Source organism: Sphingobium sp. BYY-5 (assembly GCF_022758885.1).
In the GTDB taxonomy this organism is placed as follows: Bacteria; Pseudomonadota; Alphaproteobacteria; order Sphingomonadales; family Sphingomonadaceae; genus Sphingobium.
Genome location: NZ_JALEBH010000001.1, coordinates 2,387,501 through 2,407,692 on the forward strand (window position 1 = coordinate 2,387,501; position 20,192 = coordinate 2,407,692).

Annotated in this window: 18 protein-coding genes (1 of these 18 cut by a window edge); 8 read left to right on the forward strand and 10 right to left on the reverse strand. The window is 64.6% G+C overall.

Annotated elements, in window-relative coordinates; all coding sequences use genetic code 11:
- On the reverse strand, positions 1-335 hold the 5' portion of the coding sequence (locus MOK15_RS11480; RefSeq protein WP_242931728.1) for a CBS domain-containing protein. The gene continues 94 nt to the left of window position 1, outside the view; only the first 335 of its 429 coding nucleotides appear in the window; its start codon is at positions 333-335; its stop codon lies off the left edge, out of view.
- Between the two features lie 76 nt (positions 336-411).
- Here MOK15_RS11480 and MOK15_RS11485 point away from each other — a divergent pair, with 76 nt between their 5' ends.
- Together MOK15_RS11485 and MOK15_RS11490 are read left to right on the forward strand one after the other, a co-directional pair.
- Positions 412-711: a hypothetical protein gene (locus MOK15_RS11485; protein ID WP_242931729.1), complete on the forward strand. Its 300-nt coding sequence runs from the start codon at positions 412-414 to the stop codon at positions 709-711.
- A 28-nt stretch (positions 712-739) separates the two neighbouring features.
- A complete protein-coding gene (locus tag MOK15_RS11490; protein ID WP_242932727.1) occupies positions 740-1,081 on the forward strand; it encodes a hotdog domain-containing protein in 342 nt (113 codons plus the stop codon).
- Positions 1,082-1,084: 3 nt separating this feature from the next.
- Here MOK15_RS11490 and MOK15_RS11495 read toward each other — a convergent pair whose 3' ends face one another.
- The 7 genes from MOK15_RS11495 to MOK15_RS11525 all read right to left on the reverse strand — a co-directional run bounded on the left by MOK15_RS11495 (position 1,085) and on the right by MOK15_RS11525 (position 9,929).
- Positions 1,085-2,638 carry a hypothetical protein gene (locus MOK15_RS11495; protein ID WP_242931730.1) on the reverse strand — a complete coding sequence of 518 codons (1,554 nt, stop codon included), beginning with the start codon at positions 2,636-2,638 and terminating at the stop codon, positions 1,085-1,087.
- Between the two features lie 16 nt (positions 2,639-2,654).
- Positions 2,655-4,082 (reverse strand): DUF4139 domain-containing protein, encoded by a 1,428-nt coding sequence (locus MOK15_RS11500; protein ID WP_242931731.1) that lies wholly within the window; start codon positions 4,080-4,082, stop codon positions 2,655-2,657.
- Positions 4,083-4,203: 121 nt separating this feature from the next.
- Positions 4,204-5,058, reverse strand: coding sequence for a DUF4167 domain-containing protein (locus tag MOK15_RS11505; RefSeq protein WP_242931732.1), 855 nt, complete (start codon positions 5,056-5,058; stop codon positions 4,204-4,206).
- A gap of 310 nt (positions 5,059-5,368) precedes the next feature.
- A complete protein-coding gene (prmC, locus tag MOK15_RS11510) occupies positions 5,369-6,190 on the reverse strand; it encodes a peptide chain release factor N(5)-glutamine methyltransferase (RefSeq protein ID WP_242931733.1) in 822 nt (273 codons plus the stop codon).
- Complete coding sequence (gene prfA / locus MOK15_RS11515; RefSeq protein WP_242932728.1) at positions 6,187-7,275, reverse strand: peptide chain release factor 1; 1,089 nt, start codon at positions 7,273-7,275, stop codon at positions 6,187-6,189. The genes prmC and prfA overlap by 4 nt, the downstream gene beginning before the upstream one ends.
- On the reverse strand, positions 7,272-8,534 hold the full coding sequence (hisS, locus tag MOK15_RS11520; RefSeq protein WP_242931734.1) for a histidine--tRNA ligase: 1,263 nt from the start codon (positions 8,532-8,534) through the stop codon (positions 7,272-7,274). The genes prfA and hisS overlap by 4 nt, the downstream gene beginning before the upstream one ends.
- A 60-nt stretch (positions 8,535-8,594) precedes the next feature.
- Positions 8,595-9,929, reverse strand: coding sequence for an alginate export family protein (locus MOK15_RS11525; RefSeq protein ID WP_242931735.1), 1,335 nt, complete (start codon positions 9,927-9,929; stop codon positions 8,595-8,597).
- 217 nt (positions 9,930-10,146) lie between these two features.
- On the opposite strand from MOK15_RS11525, the gene MOK15_RS11530 reads away from it, so the two are divergent.
- Both MOK15_RS11530 and ppa read left to right on the forward strand, forming a co-directional pair.
- Positions 10,147-12,078: a peptidase M61 gene (locus MOK15_RS11530; protein ID WP_242931736.1), complete on the forward strand. Its 1,932-nt coding sequence runs from the start codon at positions 10,147-10,149 to the stop codon at positions 12,076-12,078.
- 37 nt (positions 12,079-12,115) lie between these two features.
- The gene (gene ppa, locus MOK15_RS11535; RefSeq protein ID WP_242931737.1) at positions 12,116-12,658 is read left to right on the forward strand and encodes an inorganic diphosphatase; all 543 of its coding nucleotides are present in this window, start codon (positions 12,116-12,118) and stop codon (positions 12,656-12,658) included.
- Positions 12,659-12,840: 182 nt separating this feature from the next.
- Here the strand turns inward: ppa and MOK15_RS11540 are convergent, their stop codons facing one another.
- The gene (locus tag MOK15_RS11540) at positions 12,841-14,304 is read right to left on the reverse strand and encodes a PLP-dependent aminotransferase family protein (RefSeq protein ID WP_242931738.1); all 1,464 of its coding nucleotides are present in this window, start codon (positions 14,302-14,304) and stop codon (positions 12,841-12,843) included.
- 90 nt (positions 14,305-14,394) lie between these two features.
- Between MOK15_RS11540 and MOK15_RS11545 the strand changes: the two genes are divergently transcribed.
- The 3 genes from MOK15_RS11545 to MOK15_RS11555 all read left to right on the forward strand — a co-directional run bounded on the left by MOK15_RS11545 (position 14,395) and on the right by MOK15_RS11555 (position 16,859).
- The gene (locus MOK15_RS11545; RefSeq protein ID WP_242931739.1) at positions 14,395-15,009 is read left to right on the forward strand and encodes a hypothetical protein; all 615 of its coding nucleotides are present in this window, start codon (positions 14,395-14,397) and stop codon (positions 15,007-15,009) included.
- A gap of 142 nt (positions 15,010-15,151) precedes the next feature.
- Positions 15,152-16,339: a hypothetical protein gene (locus MOK15_RS11550; RefSeq protein WP_242931740.1), complete on the forward strand. Its 1,188-nt coding sequence runs from the start codon at positions 15,152-15,154 to the stop codon at positions 16,337-16,339.
- A 13-nt stretch (positions 16,340-16,352) separates the two neighbouring features.
- On the forward strand, positions 16,353-16,859 hold the full coding sequence (locus MOK15_RS11555) for a DUF1993 domain-containing protein (RefSeq protein WP_242931741.1): 507 nt from the start codon (positions 16,353-16,355) through the stop codon (positions 16,857-16,859).
- Here the strand turns inward: MOK15_RS11555 and MOK15_RS11560 are convergent.
- The gene (locus MOK15_RS11560) at positions 16,856-17,347 is read right to left on the reverse strand and encodes a hypothetical protein (protein ID WP_242931742.1); all 492 of its coding nucleotides are present in this window, start codon (positions 17,345-17,347) and stop codon (positions 16,856-16,858) included. The two genes, MOK15_RS11555 and MOK15_RS11560, sit on opposite strands and share 4 nt — an antisense overlap.
- A gap of 87 nt (positions 17,348-17,434) precedes the next feature.
- Here MOK15_RS11560 and gyrB point away from each other — a divergent pair, with 87 nt between their 5' ends.
- Positions 17,435-19,957 (forward strand): DNA topoisomerase (ATP-hydrolyzing) subunit B, encoded by a 2,523-nt coding sequence (gene gyrB / locus MOK15_RS11565; protein ID WP_242931743.1) that lies wholly within the window; start codon positions 17,435-17,437, stop codon positions 19,955-19,957.
- The last annotated feature ends 235 nt before the right edge of the window (positions 19,958-20,192 follow it).

A 20,192-nucleotide genomic window follows, 5' to 3' on the forward strand; every position in this document is an offset into this window, starting at 1 on the left:
GTAAGCTTCCCGTCTATGACCACCGGCAGGTGGCGAATGCGCCGCTTGGTCATCAGCGACAGGCCATGGAGGATTGGGGTCCGGTCATCGATGGTGATAGCCGGCGCGGTCATCACTTCCCCCACCGTATGATTGAGCGCCGCCGCGCCGTCGCTGGCGACACGATAGAGCAGGTCACGTTCGGAAAATATGCCGAGCACCGCGCCATCTTCGACCACCGGCACACAGCCGATGCGCTTTTCTGCCAGCAATTGCACCGCGGACAGCACGCTGTCGGTCGGTTTCACATGGATGACGTCGCGTCCCTTCCCCTGCAATATCGCCGCGATGGTCATGGCTGCTCTCCTTTTCGCCTGAACTGATTATATTCGGCCGCTTGATGATCCCACTTTCGCAGCCCATTGAAAAGGGATGACACACAAGGAAGCGCTCGATGATCCGCAGATCGCGGCCACGGCCTGGGGCCGGTTTCGCCGCATCATGGGGTGGATGGCGCTGGCCGGCGTGCTATGCGTCGCGGCGGCGCTGCTATTCCTCTACTGGTGGACCGGTACGCTGCTGCTCCACATGGCGATCGCAACCATATTGGGGGTCTGGTTGACCTTCATGCTGGGAACCGGTCTGATGGCGCTCGCTTTCCTGTCGCACGGGACGGGGCATGACGAACAGGTGATAGACCGGCTGAAGGACGAGGTGCCGATTGACGACTGATCGACGAGGCGAGGTGGTCCTGCGGGTGATGCCGCGGCTGACCGACATCAACAGCAACGGCCATATTTTCGGCGGCTGGGTATTGAGCCAGATGGACATTGCCGGCGGCATCGTCGCCGCGCGAATCGCGCAGGGCGCGGTCGCAACCGTGGCGATCGAGAGCATGAAATTCATCACCCCGATCCTGCTGGGCGACATCGTGTCGGTCTATGCGCGAGAAGAACGGCGTGGCCGCACATCGATCGCTATCCGCATTGATGTCGTGGCGATACGCGGCGTCGGCCAGCAGGAGGTCGAACTGACCAGCGGCCTCTATACGTTCGTCGCGCTGGACGCGAATCACCGGCCACGCCCTCTGCCCGAAGCCTGAACATCAGCGCGCAAGGCGCTCCTTATACTGATAGTCCAGCGTGCCGTTGGCCGGCACGGTCGCGCGCCAGATCCAGTCATTGCCGCGCCGCTCCATCCCGGTGGGACGCGGATCGATGTCGTGCGGGATGGTGACTTCCGCTGTGACGGCGAAGGGCCGGGCGTTGTCGAGCCTGACCGCCCAATGACGAACCTTGCGTGTTTCGGAAAGGGTGCGCACAGCGATGCGTACATCAGCGCTGACGGCAAGGTCATAGTCGACCCGTTCCCCCTCCGCCTTGTCGCCGATATCCGTTTCGCCCGCGAGCAGACGCACGCCGGCGACATCCTCGAACAGCGCGACCCGGCCGGACGGCATGGCCAGGCCGAGTCCATCTTCCTTCCGGTTCTGCACACGCAGGCGCAGCGTCATCGGTTGCGATCCATCGGTCGCGCCGGAGAGGGTGGCGGCGTAGAGGCGTTCCACCTTCACATCCGCCTGTCGCATCAGCGTGACCTGCTTCTGACCATTGGCGGCGACGTCGACAGGGACAGGCACGCGATAGAGCTTCAGGTCGCCGACATCCTCCGGTGGGGGTGGAGGTGGCGGAGGAGAAGGCGCGGCGGGTGCTGGCAGCGCAACGCGATCCAACCGGCGCTGCGCCGACACGACAATGTCCTGCGCGCCCGCCATCTCCATCAACGGCGGGGCGGGCATGTCGACCGGGAACAACTCCCAGCGCGGATGGGTGCTGGTGATGTCCATCGGCCAGCAGGTCAGGTGCAACGGGCCGCCAGTTGGCCGCGGTTTAGCCCCCCATGCACGCTTGTTGGGCTGGCCGGCGATGACATTAAGGCGCGCATCGGGAAAGCCTGTGACGCCCCCATTCGCGACGGTCAGCCAGGCCATGAGGTCGAGCGTCCCGCCATCGGAGTTCATTTCCGCCACATAGTTGGCGGCCCAGTCGAAACCTTCGGCGAGATAGGTGAGTTGCACGGTTGCGCGGGTGGCACGGTCGCTGCTCGCGATCACCGACAGGGTCGGGCGCGGCGACAGGTCCGGCGGCGCCTTGGGATAGAGCATCCGTTCGGGCAGGCCGCTGCATCCCAACGCTTCATAGCCCTGCGCGGTCTGGACGATCACGCCGCCGGTCGGACCGGCGCTGATGATCGCGTCCTGCTCCGTCACCTTGCCGGTCTTGCGATCGGTGCGACGAAGCGTGACGCTGCGCTTGAGATAGGCGTCGACCAGACCGGCGGGCGAGAGCAGCCGGGCGTCCCTGTTCTTCTCCCGTACGCCACGCGGCATGGCCGAAAGCACCGCCGTTTCCGGCATCAATCCTTCGGCCACGCCCTCGAATCGGACGACCGATTCGCCTTGGGGCAGGTCGATGGTGCGGGTTTCGGTGACAAGCGCATAGCCACCCGGCCATCTGCGATCGATCGCACCCTTGGTGCGGCCGGGCTGGCGATAGACGGTGACGGAGACCGAATCGGCCCCGGTGGAAATGACGGTGCCCGCCTGCGCCGATGCAAGACAGGTCCATAAGAGCAACAGCAGGGTTAAGAAGCGCGGCACTGGGGCGCCCGTCCGGTCAGTAGCGCGAATCGAAGGTGACGCTGAGGTCGACCGAACCATTGGCGGCCACCGGCACGCTCCATTCCATCCGGTCGGCCGAGACTCGCTTGCCCTCCAGGCTTTGCCCTCCGAGGCTTTGCATGGTGACGCGGGTGTCGCCCCACAGGCCCAGTTGCGCCAGATCGATCGTCACCGATTCGGGCCGGGCGTTGGTCAGCGTATAACGCATCTTCGTTTCCCAGCGGGAGCCGCCCTTTCTGGTGCGCTGCTCGACGGTGGGGCGCACCTTGACGTCGAAGGCGTCGCCGGTGCGCAGCGCCATGGACGACCCCATGGGCGTGTGATCGATGCTGTTCTCCCCGATAAACTGCGGATCGCCGCGCGCGTCGCGCATATAGACGCGAATTGTGCCGGCGGGGAGTTGATCGCCAAGGCCGCCCTGCTTCGAGGTCGAGAATTTGAGCACGCTCGACGCGCTCGTCGCTTCGGCCGTGCTGCCGAGCCAGCCGTTGACATATTCATAGGTAGCCCGCACCGGCGCACCCTTCACGTCGAGGAAGCTGACCTGCTTCTGCTGGGCGTTGGCGATGGTCGTGCGTGCGGCGAGCGGATAGAGATAATAGTCGCCCAGCCGTTCGCGCGCACCGCTTTCGGTTCCGGCCTGGTCGATCGCGCCGCTCGATGCCCCACCCGACGATTGCCACCAGTTGGTCCGGCCGCCGCCATCGGCGGGATTGCCCGCGACCAATATGGTCTTGGCATTGGTGAAGCTGGTGCCCGTATTGTTGGTGAGCGTGACCCAGCCCTGCATGTCCATCGCGCCCTTGGCCGCATCGAACAAGGCGACATAGTCGGCGGTCCAGCCGAGATTGGGCGTCAGATAGGAAAGCCGCGCCGGCACCGTTCCACCGCGCGCCGATTCGACTGTCACCGACAGGGTCGGGCGGGCGCGCAGATTGGGCGGCACCCGGTCGAACACCACACGCACCGGCAGGCCGTCGTCGCGCAGCACCTCGATCCGGCTGCCGATCTGGAGGACGATGCCGCCATTGGCCGCCAGAACCTTGGCCCGCTCGCGCGTTTCCGCGCCGGTTGCGGGGTTGGTGCGCACCAGCGTCACCTCCTGCCCGACCGCCTTGTCCATCAGCTTGTCGGGGGACAGGAGGTCATAGTCGAAATTCTGCTCGACAATGGAAAGGCCCGGACCGGAAAGATTCACCGTTTCCGGCCGGATGCGCGCCGATACGTCGGGAAATTCGATGCGGTTGCGCCCCTGGTTCACGACGAGTTGCCGATCATCCTGCACCAGCGACTGCCCCCCATTATAGATGGTGACGGCAACGTCGCCCTGCGCCGTGGCGCCGGTCGGGTCAGCGGCGTCCTGCGCCTGCGCCGAAAAGGGAAGAAGGGTCAGCAGCAAGGGAAGCAGGGGCGCGGCTTTCATCGGCATCTCTCCAGCGATTTGGAGAGCCTTGTGCCGGATCATGTGGCGCTTGGAAAGCGGACAAAAAAAGGGGACGGCGCAATGGGCGCCGTCCCTTTTTCATCCCCAAAAGCCGAGCCGCTTATTCGGCGGCTTCGGTCGCGGCCGTAGAGCGCGGGCGGCGAGCGCGCTTCTTGGGCGCTTCCTCGACATCCGCTTCGGCGTCATTGTCGGCGCGCGCGATCGACGGCGGCAGGACGGCGGCATCGAAGCCTTCGCCAGCCTCAACCGGTGCAACAACCTTGCGCGGGCGGCCGCGGCGGGGACGCGGCGCTTCGGCTTCCGCTTCCACGATCGGCTGCGGCGCAGGCTCGACAGCGGGATTGCCCGCCGGTCCTTCTACGCCCATTTCCTGCCGCGCAACCCCGCCTTCCTCCGCACCGAAGCGGTCACGGCGATTGCGGTCACGATAAGTGTTGCGGCCGTCACGGGCATCGCGCCCTTCCCGATGGTCGCGCGATCCCTCGCTCCGATCCTGACGACGATCCTGATCGCGCGGCGCACGCTCTTGGGCCTGATCGCGCGGAGCGCGCTCCTGAGCCTGGTCACGCTGGGGGCGCTCATAGGAGGACGGCTGTTCGCTGCGGAAATCCTCGCCCCCTTCATAGGAGGCGTCATAATCCTCGCCATCCTCGTCGAAATTATCCTCGCGAGGGCGGAAACGCTGCTGCTGCTCGTCCTGCCGTGCCCGGTTGTCGGCGAGCACGCGGAAATAATGGTCGGCGAACTGCAGATAATATTCGGCATTCACCCGGTCACCCGCCATCTGGGCATCGCGCGCCATATTCTTGTATTTCTCAAGAAGCTGGGTCGCATTGCCGCGCGCGCGGTTGTCAATCCTGTTGCCATTGTCGCCACCGCCCCGATTGTTGCCGTTGGGACGTCCATTATTATTCCGGCCGCGATTGCGGCGACCGGCCTGCCGATTGTTGATCAAGACATGATCCTTGCGTTCGCTATGCCAAACTTCACTGAAAACACTGTTCAGTCGCCATCCCCAAGCACGGCCCGAATTTCAGGCCGGATACGGCTCCGCCGGGCACAGTCCTTGCCGGACCATCACCCAGCCGCCAACGGCGCTTGCGCAGCGAGCGCCGTCATGACTTTAAGGAGCGGGAAAACGGCCTTTTCTATCAATGGCCTGTGCGACCATGTCACAAGATAGAGCCGTCCCTGACGCTGATGTAGTGGCTTTCACGCCATAAACCAAGCAATTTTCGCTTGTCCTATGGTAAATCAAGCCTTGTTCACGACGGATGGACCGCAAGAAGGCAGCGGTCATGCCCGGCGAGATCACGTCGCACCGCCACGTCCAGCCCCTTTTCCATCAACAGTGCGGAGACGCTTTCCCTCTGGTCATGGCCAATCTCGATCGCCGCCAGGCCGCCGGGCGCGATCAGACGCGGCAGGTCAGGCGCGATGCGGCGATAATCGTCCAGCCCGTCGACGCCCGCGAACAGCGCGCTGGCCGGTTCGCGCAGGACATCGCCCGAAAGCACTTCGTCCCGCGCGATATAGGGCGGGTTGATAAGGAGCAGATCGAACGGCCCCTCCACACCCTCCGCCCAGTCGCCCAGTCGGAAGACGGCGCGGTCCGCCAGACCCAGCCTGGCCGCATTGCCCTGCGCCACGGCGAGTGCAGCGGGGGAGGCGTCAATGCCAAGTCCCCGTGCCTGCGGCCATTGCGCGAGCGCCGCCAGCAGCAATGCGCCGGAGCCGGTGCCAAGGTCCAGGACGCTGCCGGGTACACGATCATGGAAATGATCGACCGCCACCTCGATCAGCGTTTCGGTGTCAGGACGTGGGATCAGGACATCGGGCGTGACCGTCAAGCTGATCGTCCAGAAATCGCGGATGCCGATGATATGGGCGATCGGCTCGCCCGCCAGACGACGTTCCAGCAGCGGGGCGAAACCGGTGGGCACATCAAGATCGCGCTGGCGCAGCAGCATATCGGCGCGCGACAGGCCCAGCGCATGGGCCATCAGCAATTCGGCGTCGAGGCGCGGCGTGTCACTACCGACAGCGAGCTGGACAGTCGACGTGCGCAGCCTGTCGGGAATGCTCACCCCGCCCCGTCCAGTTGCGCGAGACGGGCGGCTTCATCCTCCGCCATCAGCGCATCGATGACTTCGGCGAGGCCCGGTCCTTCGAGAATCTCGGGCAGGCGGTGCAGCGTCAGGTTGATGCGGTGGTCGGTGACGCGCCCTTGCGGGAAATTATAGGTGCGGATGCGTTCCGACCGGTCGCCCGATCCCACCATCGCCTTGCGCGCGCCAGCCTGCTCGCTCTGGGTGCGCTCACGCTCGGCTTCGTAGATGCGCGCGCGCAGGACCTGCATCGCCTTCGCCTTATTCTTGTGCTGCGATCGTTCGTCCTGCTGGGTCACGACGATGCCGCTGGGCAAATGGGTGATGCGGACGGCGGAGTCGGTGGTGTTCACATGCTGCCCGCCGGCACCCGAAGCGCGGTAGATGTCGATCTTCAAATCGCCGTCGGCGATCTGGACGTCGACCTCCTCCGGCTCGGGAAGGACGGCGACGGTCGCGGCAGAGGTATGGATGCGTCCGCCGCTTTCCGTGACGGGCACGCGCTGGACACGGTGGACGCCGCTTTCGAACTTCAGCTTCGCGAAGACGCCGACGCCGTTGATGGAGGCGACCACTTCCTTGAAGCCCCCCTGTTCCGAAGCATTGGCGGAGATCATCTCCATCTTCCAGCCCTGCGCATCGGCATAGCGCTGATACATGCGGAACAGGTCGCCAGCGAAGAGCGCGGCCTCATCACCGCCGGTGCCGGCGCGGATTTCCAGCATGGCGGGCCGGGCGTCGGCCGCGTCCTTCGGCAGCAGTTGCAACGCCAGCGCCCGTTCCGCGTCGGGGAGCCGGCCCTTGATGAGTTGCATCTCCTCCTGCGCCATGTCGCGCATGGCGGGATCGGCTTCCTCGCCACCGGTCATCATCTCCAGCGCGGCCAGTTCCTGCCGCAACCGGCGCAATTCGCGCGCGGCCCTCGCCACCGGCTCGATCTCGGCATATTCCTTGGACAGCCGCACGAACGCATCGGGCGCAAGGTCGCTGCGGGTCATCGACGCCTGCACCTCGTCCCGGCGCGCCTCGATCTGCGCGATGCGTTCGGCGGAGATGTGCATCAGAGCGCCGTGACCGTCCCGATCAGTGCATCCAGCAGCACCGCCTGCTGCTCACCAGTGCCCAGGTTACGGACAGCCGCCTCGCCCCGCGCCAGTTCATCGTCGCCCAGGATGATCGCCCAGGCGGCTCCGCTAGCATTGGCGCGTTGCATCCGCTTCTTCATATTGCCGCGATAGCCCATGTCGCAGGCGACGCCAGCGCGGCGCAGGTCAGCGATGATGCCGGTCGCCTTCATCTCGGCCGCTTCCCCCATCGGGATGACGGCAATCGCTGGCTTGTCGATGGCAGGCATATCCACCAGCATCGCCAGCCGTTCGATCCCCGCTGCCCAGCCGACCGCCGGGGTGGATGGACCACCCAGATTCTCGATCAGCCCGTCATAGCGGCCGCCGCCCAGCACCGTGCCCTGTGCGCCCAGCCGGTCGGTGACGAATTCGAACGCGGTGTGGCGATAATAATCAAGGCCGCGCACCAGCCGGGAATTACGTTCCCACGCGACACCCGCGGCGTCGAGGCCCGCCGTCACCTTCTCGAAAAAGCTGCGCGCCTCGTCGGTCAGATAGGCGTCGATATCCGGCGCGCTGTCGGCGATCGGGCGATCGCGCGGGTCCTTGCTGTCGAGGATGCGCAGCGGATTGCGGTGCAGGCGGTCGCGGCTATCTTCGCTAAGATCATGCGTGTGAGACATGAAGTGTTCGACCAGCGCCGCGCGCCAGGCATCGCGGCTGGCCGCGTCGCCCAGCGTGTTGAGGGTCAGGGTCACGCCGTCCGAAACGCCCAACTCACGCAATAATTGGTCAGCAAAAACAAGAAGTTCCACGTCCGCGCCCGGCTCGCCCGCGCCCAATATTTCGGCGTCGAGCTGGTGGAACTGACGGAAACGGCCCTTTTGCGGGCGCTCGTAGCGGAAGAGCGGACCGTGGGTGGCGACCTTCAAGGGCGCATATTGCTGCCAGCCTTCGGTGATATAGGCGCGGCTGATGCCGGCGGTGAATTCGGGGCGCAGGGTGATGCTGTCGCCACCGCGATCCTCGAACGTGTACATCTCTTTCGAGACGACGTCCGTGCTTTCGCCCAGCGAGCGCGCGAAGACGCCGGTGGATTCGAACACCGGCACCTCGACCCGCTGAAAGCCGTAGAGCTTGCGCACCCGGTCGAACGTCGCGACCACATGCGCGAAGCGCTCCTGAAACGCTTCGGTGGTGCCGCCCAGCATATCCTGCGTGCCGCGCACGGGGCGCGGGGTTTCGATCTTCGCCATGGGGCAGCGCCTTTAACGGCAAACGCCTCCCAAGGAAACGCGCTTTTTCGGCCGCGACCGTTAGAATGTCGTGGTCAGCGCCAGCGAGATATAGCGGACGTCTCCGGAGCGCGGCGCATTGGGCGCATCACGCAGGAAACGCCCCTTGCCCAGCCAACTGGCATTGAGTTCGGCGCGCACCCGCTGCGGCACGGCCCACCAGCGCAGGCGACCATCGACCATATGCCCAGCGAAGCGACCCGAGCGACCGGTCGCATCGCGCACGCCGCTGGTCGAGAAAGCGTCTGTACGTGACGCCAGCCACATCGGATGCCAGCTTCCGAACAGGTCCAGCCGCTTGCCCGGCGCCATTTCGATGCGCAGGCCGGGCGTCAGGATATTGGCGCGGCCGGTCTGGGCGAAGATACCCGCCGGTACGAAATCCGCGCGACGCATCCCGAACAGCGTGTCGAACCGGCCATAGCGGCCACCGGGCCGATCACCGCTGGCATAGTCGAATTCTGCGGACAGGCGGGCCTTCAACGCGCCTGGAAAGCTGTATCCGGCATCGGCATGGACAAACCAGGCCGCGACATCGAGCGATGCCGCAGCGGGCGCATTGCTCGCACGTACACGTCCCATCTGCCAGATGCCTTCCACCTCATAGTCGAACCGGGCGGGTGCGGGATCGCGCATCACGCGCGCGCTGAAGCTGTGCAGATGGCGGTTGCGCGTCGGGCGGCCGGGTGCATCGCGTTCGGCGAGGCCGACATAGCCCAGTTCGATCATCGACCCGCGCGACAGCTTTTGCGCGGCATAACCGCCCCATAGGCGGAGGTCGAAACTTTCCCGGTCGATCGCAACCGCATTATCGAGCACGGATTGCTCATCGTCGGGCCGGCGCATCTGCGGCAGGACGTAGATAAGCGTCGCCGTCCCGCCACTCGCCGTCGCGATATCCACCCGCGCGCCGCTATAGCCGTTGGTGGTGTTGCGATAATCATCGGCCGCCACCAGCCGCCGCGATCCGAGATTGAGGAGAAAGCGGCCCAGTTGCACCGCTGTCTTGCTGTCACGCCCGAGCACCGAACCGAGATCAGCCGCGACATAAGCCTGCACCGGCTCCAGGGTGTTCACCTCCCCGGTGCCGATCCCCTCCCCCGGCTTGCCGCCCCAGGCACGGCTGTCCCACAATTCCGCGCCGAGATGAATCGGACCATGGCGATAATCGGCAGCAATCACGGTACGCAGGCTGGCGAGGTCGATCCGGTCATCGAGTCCCGCGCGCGCCTGCCCGTCCAACGCTTCATAACGGATGCGGACATTGCCCGAGAGAGAAAGGCCATCCTCCGCCAGAGCAGATGGCGCACCAACGAACAAAAGGGTGAAAGAGGTGAAAAGGAAGATACGGTCCACGCACGGCTCCATGCTCCGCCCGGAGGCGGTTTATGAGGCAGCCTTTGGCGCGGACGCGCTGACCGGGAAGCCGCTTATCCCGATGTCATATCGCATGGCCAAAGCCATCGCGCCGATCAAGCCTTTTCGCGCGGACGGGGTGGACGCAGGCCCTTCATAGCGCCATGCTGGAAGGCAATCGGGCCGCCCGGCCCTGCAAAAATTTCTGGAGACATCCATGATCCGCAGCCTTGCTGCCGCACTATGCCTATCAACGGGCCTTTCAACCGCGATCGCCACACCGCTGTTCGCGCAGGACGCGATCCGTTCCAGGCCGACCGCCCTGCCCGTCAACGATGCAACGCCCGCGCCCAGGGACATACCCTATCCGGGCGGCACCATCCGGCTGGAGGTCGATGCGACCGACACGACCCAGCGCATCTTCCGCGTCAGGGAAACCATCCCCGTCGCAGCCGCCGGCCCGCTGACCCTGCTGATGCCGCAATGGCTGCCGGGCAATCATGCGCCGCGCGGGCAGATCGAGAAGCTGACCGGTATCAGCTTCACCGTGGGCGGCCAGCCCGTGACATGGAAGCGCGATCCGCTGAACGTCTACGCCTTCCAGATCGACGTGCCGCAGGGCGCGACTGAAGTCGTGGCGCAGTTCCAGTTCCTGTCCGCCACCCAGCCCAACCAGGGGCGCGTCGTCGTGACGCCCAAGATGCTGAATATCCAGTGGGAATCAGTCTCGCTCTATCCGGCCGGCTATTACACCCGCCAGATCCCGATCCAGGCGAGCGTCACCTATCCCACCGGCTGGCAGGCCGCGACCGCGCTGCGTGGCACGAAGAGCGGTGATCGCGTCGCCTATGAGACGATCGACTATGAGGCGTTGCAGGATTCGCCGGTCTTTGCCGGCCGCTATTTCAAGCCGGTGGACCTTGGCAGCAACGTGACGCTGAACATCGTCGCCGATGACGCCGACGAACTGGATTTCAAGCCCGATCAGATCGCCAGGCACAGGAAGCTGGTGGCCGAGGCGGGCGCCCTGTTCGGCACCTATCATTTCAATCACTACGACTTCCTGCTCGCCATCACCGACGAGATGGGCGGCATCGGCCTGGAGCATCACCGGTCGTCCGAGAATCAGGTCGAGCCGGGCTATTTCAAGAAATGGGATTCAGGCGAGGCACTGCTCGACCGCAACCTGCTGCCGCATGAATTCACCCATAGCTGGGACGGCAAGTTCCGCCGCCCCGACCTGCTCTGGACCCCCGATTTCAACGTGCCGATGCAGGACAATCTGCTGTGGGTCTATGAAGGGCAGACGCAATTCTGGGGCTATGTGCTGGGCGCGCGGTCGGGGATGTTTTCCAAGGCCGAGACGCTGGACGCCTATGCCCATATCGCCGCCAAGCTGGACACGACGGTCGGCCGTCAGTGGCGCCCGATGGAGGACACCACGCTCGACCCCGTCATCTCCGCCCGCCGTCCCAAGGGCTGGCCGAGCTGGCAGCGGTCCGAGGATTATTATAATGAAGGCCTGATGATCTGGCTGGAGGCCGACGCGATCATCGCCAAGGCGACGCGCGGCAAGAAGGGCCTGGATGATTTCGCCAAGGCCTTTTTCGGCATCAATCCAGGCGACTGGGGGCAGGTCGTCTACAACCGCGGCGATGTTATCAGGACGCTGAACGACATCGCCCCTTATGACTGGGCGGGCTTCTTCCAGAAATATGTCGACCAGCCCACGCGCGAGACGCCCAAGGGCGGCTTCATCCTGGGCGGTTACAAGCTGGTCTATGGCGAGGAGCCGGGCGCCATCACCAAGGCGGCCGAGGGATCGGGCAAGATGGTCGACCAGAGTTTCGGCCTGGGCGCGATCGTCAAGAATGACGGCGAAATCAGCGGCGTCATCTGGGACAGTGCGGCGTTCAAGGCGGGGCTGGCCGTGGGATCGAAGATCCTTGCGGTCAATGGCGACGAATTTTCCGGCGACGTGTGGAAGGCCGCGATCAAGGCCAAGGCACCGATCCAAATTATCCTGAAACAGGATAAATACTATCGCACTTTGACACTCGATTATTCGGGTGGCCTGCGCTATCCGCGCCTCGAAAAGACAGGAGAGGGTGAAGGCAGCCTCGATAAGCTGCTGAAACCGAGAACATGACTCACCCGCACCCCCACGCGAAGATAAAGGCATAGCCATGAATATCGAACTGATCCCTGTCGGCGACGATCCGCCCAACAGCCTGAACGTCATCATCGAGGTTCCCGTTGGCGGCGAACCGGTGAAATATGAGTTCGACAAGGCGTCGGGTGCGCTGTTCGTGGACCGCATCCTGCACACGCCGATGCGCTACCCCGCCAATTACGGCTTCGTTCCGCACACGCTGTCGCCCGACGGCGACCCGCTGGACGCACTGGTCATCGCCCGCTCGCCCTTCGTCCCCGGATCGGTCGTGCGCGCGCGCCCGATCGCGGTGCTGAACCTGGAAGACGAAGCGGGCGGCGACGAAAAGCTGGTCTGCGTCCCCGACAACAAGACCTTCCCTTATTATGCCGATGTCGGCGAGAAGGACGACCTGCCCGGCATCGTGATGGAGCAGATCGAGCATTTCTTCACCCACTATAAGGATCTGGAAAAGACCAAGTGGGTGCGCATCGGCACCTGGGGCGGCGCGGAAGACGCCAAGCGCATCACCCTGGAAGCGATCGCCCGCTATCAGGCGGAGAAGAAGGCGGCGTAAGGCTGGCTTTCCGACCGAGAAAAAAAGGCCGTGCGGAGCGATCTGCATGGCCTTTTTGTTGGGAGCCGCACCGGCCCTCACCCCCACCCGGCCACCCATATGATACTGCCGTTGGGTGGCCGGGTGGGGGTGAGGGCCGGTGCGGTCTCAAAATGCGCTCTTCCGCGCATTTTGCCAAAGATTCAAATCAGCCGATCCGCCTCCAGCGCCATAGCCAGCGAATCGCGCAGCTTGGGCATCCGCGCATGAAGCCGGGCGTCGGCTTCCACCAACCGCTCGACGCCCGCCTCCAGTTGCGCTTCATCCAGAGTGAAGGGCAGACGCAGGAAGCGCTCGAACGCGCCGCCGACGCCGAAACGCGGGCCGGCGGCGATGCGGACACCCAGACTTTCGGCCAGCGCCGCAAGCGCAGTCGCCTCCGCGCGCGGCAGTTCGGCCCAGAGCGACAGGCCCCCGGCCGGCGATTCCACCCGCCAATGGGGCAAATGCCGCGCGATCAGCGCCAGCAGATGGTCGCGCCGCGCGCGCAATATCTCCGCCCGCGCGCCAAGGCCGACATCGGCGTCGACCAGTTGGGCGACAGCGATCTGCTCAACCACGGGGCTGGCCATATCCATCGTCGTACGCAGGCGGCCGAGAGCCGCGACCGTCTGCGGGTCGGCGCGTATCCAGCCAACGCGTAAACCGCCCCAGAAGATCTTGCTGGCCGATCCCAAAGTGATGACCTGCCGCCCGGACGGGTCGTGCATCGCAACCGGCGGCGGCGGCGCGAAGTCGAGGCCCATCGCCACCATGGTTTCGTCGACGATCAGCGGCGTATGGCTGCGCGCCGCCGCTGTCACCAGGGCGCGCCGCGTGGCCGGGTCCATGCTGCGCCCGGTCGGGTTGTGGAAATCGGCGATGACATAGGCGAAGCGCGGGGATGTCTGGCGGAAGGCCGCCTCCATGGCATCAATGTCCCAGCCCTGCGCGGGCAGGCCGACCGGCACGGGCACGACATGGGCGCGCTGCAGCGCCTGGATCGCATTATGATAGGTCGGATGGTCGATCACCACCCGGTCGCCCGGCCCGGCCAGCCATTTGAGGAGCAGCGAAAATCCCTGCTGCGCGCCGTTCGTCACCATGATCTGGTCGGGTGAGGTCGGGCAGCCGCGCCGCTCATAATGGGCCGCGATCGCCCGGCGCAGCACCGTCAGGCCGAGCGGATCATAGCCAAGATCGCCCAGATAGGCAGGCAATGCCTCCACCGCCGCCTGATAGGCGCGGCCGACACCGGGCGCGGCGGGCAGCGCGGCATGGGTCCAGTTGAGCAGATTGCCGCCCTGCGTGGTGTCGATCTCTCCCGGCGGGGTTTCGACCCGGCCGGGGGGCAGGCGCGTGACGCTGCCCGACCCCTGCCGGCTTTCAAGGAAGCCTTCGTCACGCAACCGGTCGAAAGCGGCGGCAACGGTGGTCCGGGAAAGGCCCAGTGCAGCGGCCAGCTCGCGTTCGCCCGGCAGGCGGACATTAAGGCCCACACGCCCGTCCATCACCAGCATCCGCAACGCCTGCGCGAGCTGGCGATAGGCCGGCTCAGCACTGTCCTGCGCACGCCAGGCGCCCAGCAGGCGGAGGAGGGACGGCGGACGAAGCAGCGAAGTGGACATGAGAATCATCCCATCATGGTCATAAATCAAGGCCATTTAAGATGAATTGGCTGTTTTTGAAAAGGCCAATCTTCCGGAATAAGCCTGGCTATGATGATGCACCGCCGCCTTTTCCAGCTTTTCTGGGGTCTATGCCTCTATGGTTTTGCCATGGCGCTGCTGCTGCGCGCCAATCTGGGACTCGATCCCTGGGATGTGCTGCATCAGGGGCTGGCGCCGCGGCTTGGCCTCAGCTTCGGCATGACGGTCAATTTGCTCGGCGCGATCATATTGCTGCTTTGGTGGCCATTGCGGCAACGGCCGGGCATCGGGACGATGGCCAATATCCTGGTGATCGGGACAGCTGTGGATCTGTCGCTGATGATCCTGCCGACGCCGGAAGGTTATATGATGCGCGCAACGTGGCTGATCGCCGGGATCGTCCTCAACGGCATTGCCGGCGGCGCCTATATCGGCGCCGGCCTGGGCCCGGGACCGCGCGACGGGTTGATGACTGGTCTCTGCCGCCGCACCGGCTGGCCGGTCAAATGGGTGCGCACCGGAATCGAGATCGGCGTGCTGGCGATAGGCTGGACACTGGGCGGCACGGTGGGCGTCGGCACCATTCTTTACGCCGCGACCATCGGCTGGATCGTCCATCATGCCCTGCCCTTCTTCCGCATCGCCGACACCGGGCGACCGGCGCGCGCCTGCCCGCCCGCCTGACAACGAGGCCCCCTGACCGGCCGGCGCCGAAGACCAGCCGGCCGGTCCTTTTTCCTCCCGAAAATGCGTTGCATAGCCATTGACCGGAACAGCCAATCGGGCATGATCCCGCCACCCCTTCCCGGTCAAGGAGCCTTGCCCCATGCGCCCCTTCCTCGCCGCTGCCCTTCTCCTCCCCCTGACCGCCGCTGCTGAACCGCAAGACCAGGCCCTCGCCCCGCTCGCCTTCGAACGGATTGCCCCTGTCGGCACGAAGATGCCCCGCTTCAAGGTCGACGCCGCCTGGCCGGCGATGCCCGGCGACCTGCTGCTGGGTCAGGTGAGCGGCGTGGCGGTCGGGCCGGACGATTCGGTCTGGGTGGTGCATCGCCCCCATTCGCTAACCGTCACCGACACCGGTCTGGCGCAGAGCCCGCCGATCGCCGTCTGCTGCAAGCCCGCGCCGCCGGTGGTGCGTTTCAGCAAGGCAGGGCGCTATCTTGGCGGATGGGGCGGCGTGGCGAGCGCGCCCACGATCGATGGGGTCAACCAGTGGCCCACCAGCCTGCACGGCATCTTCGTCGACAAGGAGGGCAGCGTCTGGTTCGGCGGCAATGGCAAGGGCGATCATGTCGTCATGAACTATAGCGCGGAGGGCCGTTATCTCCGCAGCTTCGGCCGGCGCGACAAGACCGGCGGCAATGACGCGACCGACCAGCTCGGCAACCCGTCCGACGTCAATCATTCGGACGGCATGGTGCTCATTTCCGACGGCTATGCCAACCGCCGCGTCATCGGCTTCGATGCGAAGAGCAACGGCTATAAAGGCCGCTGGGGCGCCTATGGCAAGCCACCCATCGCCCCGGTCCGCGAAGGCGATTTCGACCAGAGCCATGCGGTCGACCCAAGCAAAGTGGCCAACCCGAAATCGGAGATATTCGCCGATATCGTCCATTGCGTGGTCCCCACGAAGGACGGCCATGTCTATGTCTGCGACCGTAACAATAATCGCGCGCAGCTTTTCAGGCGGGAGAAGGATGGCGGCCTGACCTTCGTGCGCGACCTGGCGATCGCGCCGGAGACGGGCGGCACCCACAGCGTCACCGACATCGCCTTTTCGCCCGATCCGGCACAGACCTATCTCTATGTCGCGGACATGATGAACAGCCGCATCTGGATTCTCGAACGCAGGACGCATGAGGTATTGGGCGCGATCGGCCGGGTCGGGCGGCAGGCAGGCCAATTTACCTGGCTGCACAGCATTGATACCGACAGCGACGGTAATATCTATGCGACCGAGGTGAATACCGGCCGCCGCGTACAGAAGCTGGTGTTCACCGGCATCGAATGAGGAGGAACGCCGCGTGGCGACCGAACTTTACGACCTGACCGTGCCCGTTTTCATCCGTGGCCTCAAAAACCTGTCCGCCCTGCTGGAAAAGGGCGCGGCTTTCGCTGCCGAAAAGGGCATCGATGCGCAATCCCTGGCCAGTGCGCAGTTGATCGAGGACATGAAGCCGCTGACCGCCCAGGTGCAATATGCCTGCGACACCGCCAAGGGAACGGTTACGCGACTGGGCGAACTGGAACCGGTGGCGATGCCGGATACCGAGCAGAGCTTCGAGGAGTTGCAGGCGCGCATCGCCAGGACCATCGCCCTGCTGGAATCCGTGCCGCGCGAACGGATCGACGGACGGGAGGAAACACCTGTGCCGCTAAAGCTGCCCAATGGCGAGATTCCCTTCACCGGCCGCAGCCATGTGCTGGTCTTCTCGCAGCCCAATTTCTATTTTCACCTTGTCACCGCCTATGCGCTGCTGCGGCAGGCCGGCGTTCCTCTGGGCAAGATCGATTTTCTGGGCGGCGCCTAACCCGCGATCAGGCGCATATAGGCGCTGGCGACCCAACCGCTGACGCAAGGGCCGTCATAGGGCTGCTTGCGGTCCACGGGGGACGATACGCCGCAATCCGTGGCTTGGGCTTCATTGGCGGCCGGCGCAGGCCGCACCACCACGCCCAGCCATTTCTGGTCGATGCTGCGGGTGCAGATATAGGCCCGGTCGCCTTCCGCCAGCGTGGCGACCTCCTTCGCTTCGGCGAAGGGGGCCGCGCGTACCGGCAATCCCTTGGCGCCCGGCCGCGTCACCTGCCCCATCCCGCCGCAGGCGTCGAGCCGCGGTCCGTCCTCGCCGATCGTCACCGACCGCGCCAGCCCGGACTCCAGCCGCGTTTCCGACACCGCTTCGCGCGGGGCGCCGGCGAGCGAACTGTTGGGCAGTTCCTCCAGCACGTCATTGCTTTTCGAGCAGGCCGGAAGCCAAGCCAGGGGCAGCAGCATAAGGACAAGGACGGCACGCATGGAAAGCGTGATAGACCGGGCTGGCCTCCAGCGGAAGACGCCATGTTTCGCTTTAGTTTCAGTGCGCCTTTCCCTATATGCTCGTACATGAGCGAAGAACCCGTCAACTCCCCCAACAGCAATGAATATGGCGCCGACAGCATCAAGGTGCTGAAAGGGCTGGACGCCGTGCGCAAACGGCCCGGCATGTATATCGGCGATACCGACGATGGCAGCGGCCTGCACCATATGGTGTTCGAGGTTTCGGACAATGCGATCGACGAGGCGCTGGCCGGCCATTGCGACAGGATCGTCATCACGCTGAACCCCGACGGGTCGGTCAGCGTGGAGGATAATGGCCGCGGCATTCCGACCGGCATCCACAAGGAAGAAGGCGTGTCGGCGGCCGAGGTCATCATGACCCAGCTTCACGCGGGCGGGAAGTTCGAAAACACGTCCGACGACAATGCCTATAAAGTGTCGGGCGGCCTGCACGGCGTGGGCGTATCGGTGGTGAACGCCCTGTCCGAATGGCTGGACCTCAATATCTGGCGCGAGGGCGAGGAGCATTATATGCGCTTCGCCTATGGCGACGCGACCGCGCCGCTCAAGGTCATCGGCAAGGCGCCCATCAAGGAAGACGGGACTCCCAAGAAGGGCACGCGCGTTACCTTCCTCGCTTCGCTTGAAAAGGCGCCCGGCGACGGCGCGACCTTCAAAAACCACACCGAGTTTGATTTCGAGAAGCTGGAACATCGCTATCGCGAACTCGCTTTCCTCAACAGCGGCGTGCGCCTGTTCCTGGTCGACGCGCGGCATGAGGAGAAGAAGGAAGTCGAGTTGTTCTACGAAGGCGGCATCGCGGCTTTCGTGAAGTATCTCGACCGCAACAAGAATGCGCTGATGCCCGATCCGATCGCGATCTCCGGCACCCGCGAGGACGTCACCATCGACGTCGCGTTGGAGTGGAACGACTCTTATTATGAGAATGTCCTCTGCTTCACCAACAACATCCCGCAGCGCGACGGCGGCACGCACCTCGCCGCCTTCCGCGCGGCGCTGACCCGCACGCTCAACAATTATGCGGAAAAATCCGGCGCGCTGAAGAAGGAGAAGGTCTCCCTCACCGGTGAGGATATGCGCGAAGGGCTGACCGCGATCGTCTCGGTCAAGCTGCCCGACCCCAAATTCTCGTCGCAGACCAAGGACAAGCTGGTCAGTTCCGAGGTGCGCCAGCCGCTCGAAAGCCTGATGGCCGACAAGATGGCCGAATGGCTGGAGGAGAACCCCGCGCACGGCAAGATGATCGTGCAGAAGGTGATCGACGCCGCCGCCGCGCGTGAAGCCGCGAAGAAGGCCCGCGAACTGACCCGGCGCAAGGGCGCGATGGACATCGCCAGCCTGCCCGGCAAGCTCGCCGACTGCCAGGAACGCGATCCCGCCAAGTCCGAACTCTTCTTGGTCGAGGGCGATTCGGCCGGCGGTTCCGCCAAACAGGGCCGCAATCGCCACAATCAGGCGATCCTGCCGCTCAAGGGCAAGATCCTGAACGTGGAACGCGCGCGGTTCGACCGGATGCTGTCGTCCAAGGAAGTCGGCACGCTGATCCAGGCGATGGGCACCGGCATCCGCGACGATTTCAACCTGGAAAAGCTGCGCTACCACAAGATCGTCATCATGACCGACGCCGACGTCGACGGCGCGCATATCCGCACGCTGCTGCTGACCTTCTTCTATCGCCAGATGCCGCAGATCATCGATGCGGGGCATCTCTACATCGCCCAGCCGCCGCTCTACAAGGCGACGCGCGGCCGGTCCGAGGTCTATCTCAAGAATGAGGCGGCGCTGGAGCAGTATCTGGTCGACAATGGCGTCGATTCGATGGTGCTGGAAACCAGCGGTGGCGCGCGCAGTGGCGACGACCTGCGCGGGCTGATCGAACATGGCCGGCGGATGCGCGCGGTGATGCGCTATGTGCCGCGCCGCTACAATCCCGCGATCATCGAGGCGCTGAGCCTCAACGGCGCGCTCGATCCGGAACTGTCGAGCGATGCGCAAGCCCAGCGCCTGGCCGCGACGGTCGCCTGGATGGATGCGCTTGATGTGGAGGGCCGCTGGTCGGGCCGCATCGCCGAAGAAGGCGGCTTTCATTTCGAGCGGCTGTGGCGTGGCGTCACCGACCATCATGTGGTCGAGGGCGGCTTCATCGGGTCGGCCGAAGCGCGCAAGCTGCATAGCATCGCCAGCGAAGAAGCGGCGAGCTATCGGAGCGCGGGTCGCCTGGTGACGGTCAAGGCAGCGCAAGCCGCCGAGGAAGCGGGCGAGGACGACCTGCCCGCCGCCCCGGCCAAGGGCGCGATGGTGACGTCGCCCAGCGAACTGCTCGACGCCATCCTGACGGCCGGGCGCAAGGGCTTGTCGATCCAGCGCTACAAAGGGCTGGGCGAGATGAATGCCGAGCAGCTGTGGGAAACCACTCTCGATCCGGACAATCGCTCGATGCTGCGGGTCGAGGTCGAACAGGCCGACATCGCCGACGAAGTCTTCTCCCAGTTGATGGGCGACGTGGTCGAATCGCGACGCGACTTCATCCAGGACAATGCGCTGAACGTCGCCAATCTGGACGTGTAGAAGCAGAAGCACATTATCGCGGCCTGCCGCCCTTCCGGCGCCGGGTCGCGAAAATCCATTAGCTATTTTGTCAGGCCAATTTTACGATTGCCGCTTGCCAGTCGCGCTTTATTGTCGCAAAATTCCTTAAAATCATTGCAAAATATGGGCATACCGGTCCGCAAATGGTCAGACAGATTTGATGTCGCTGACCTTTGCAATGCCGGGCGAACGGCGGTTCGCCATGATTGGGAGG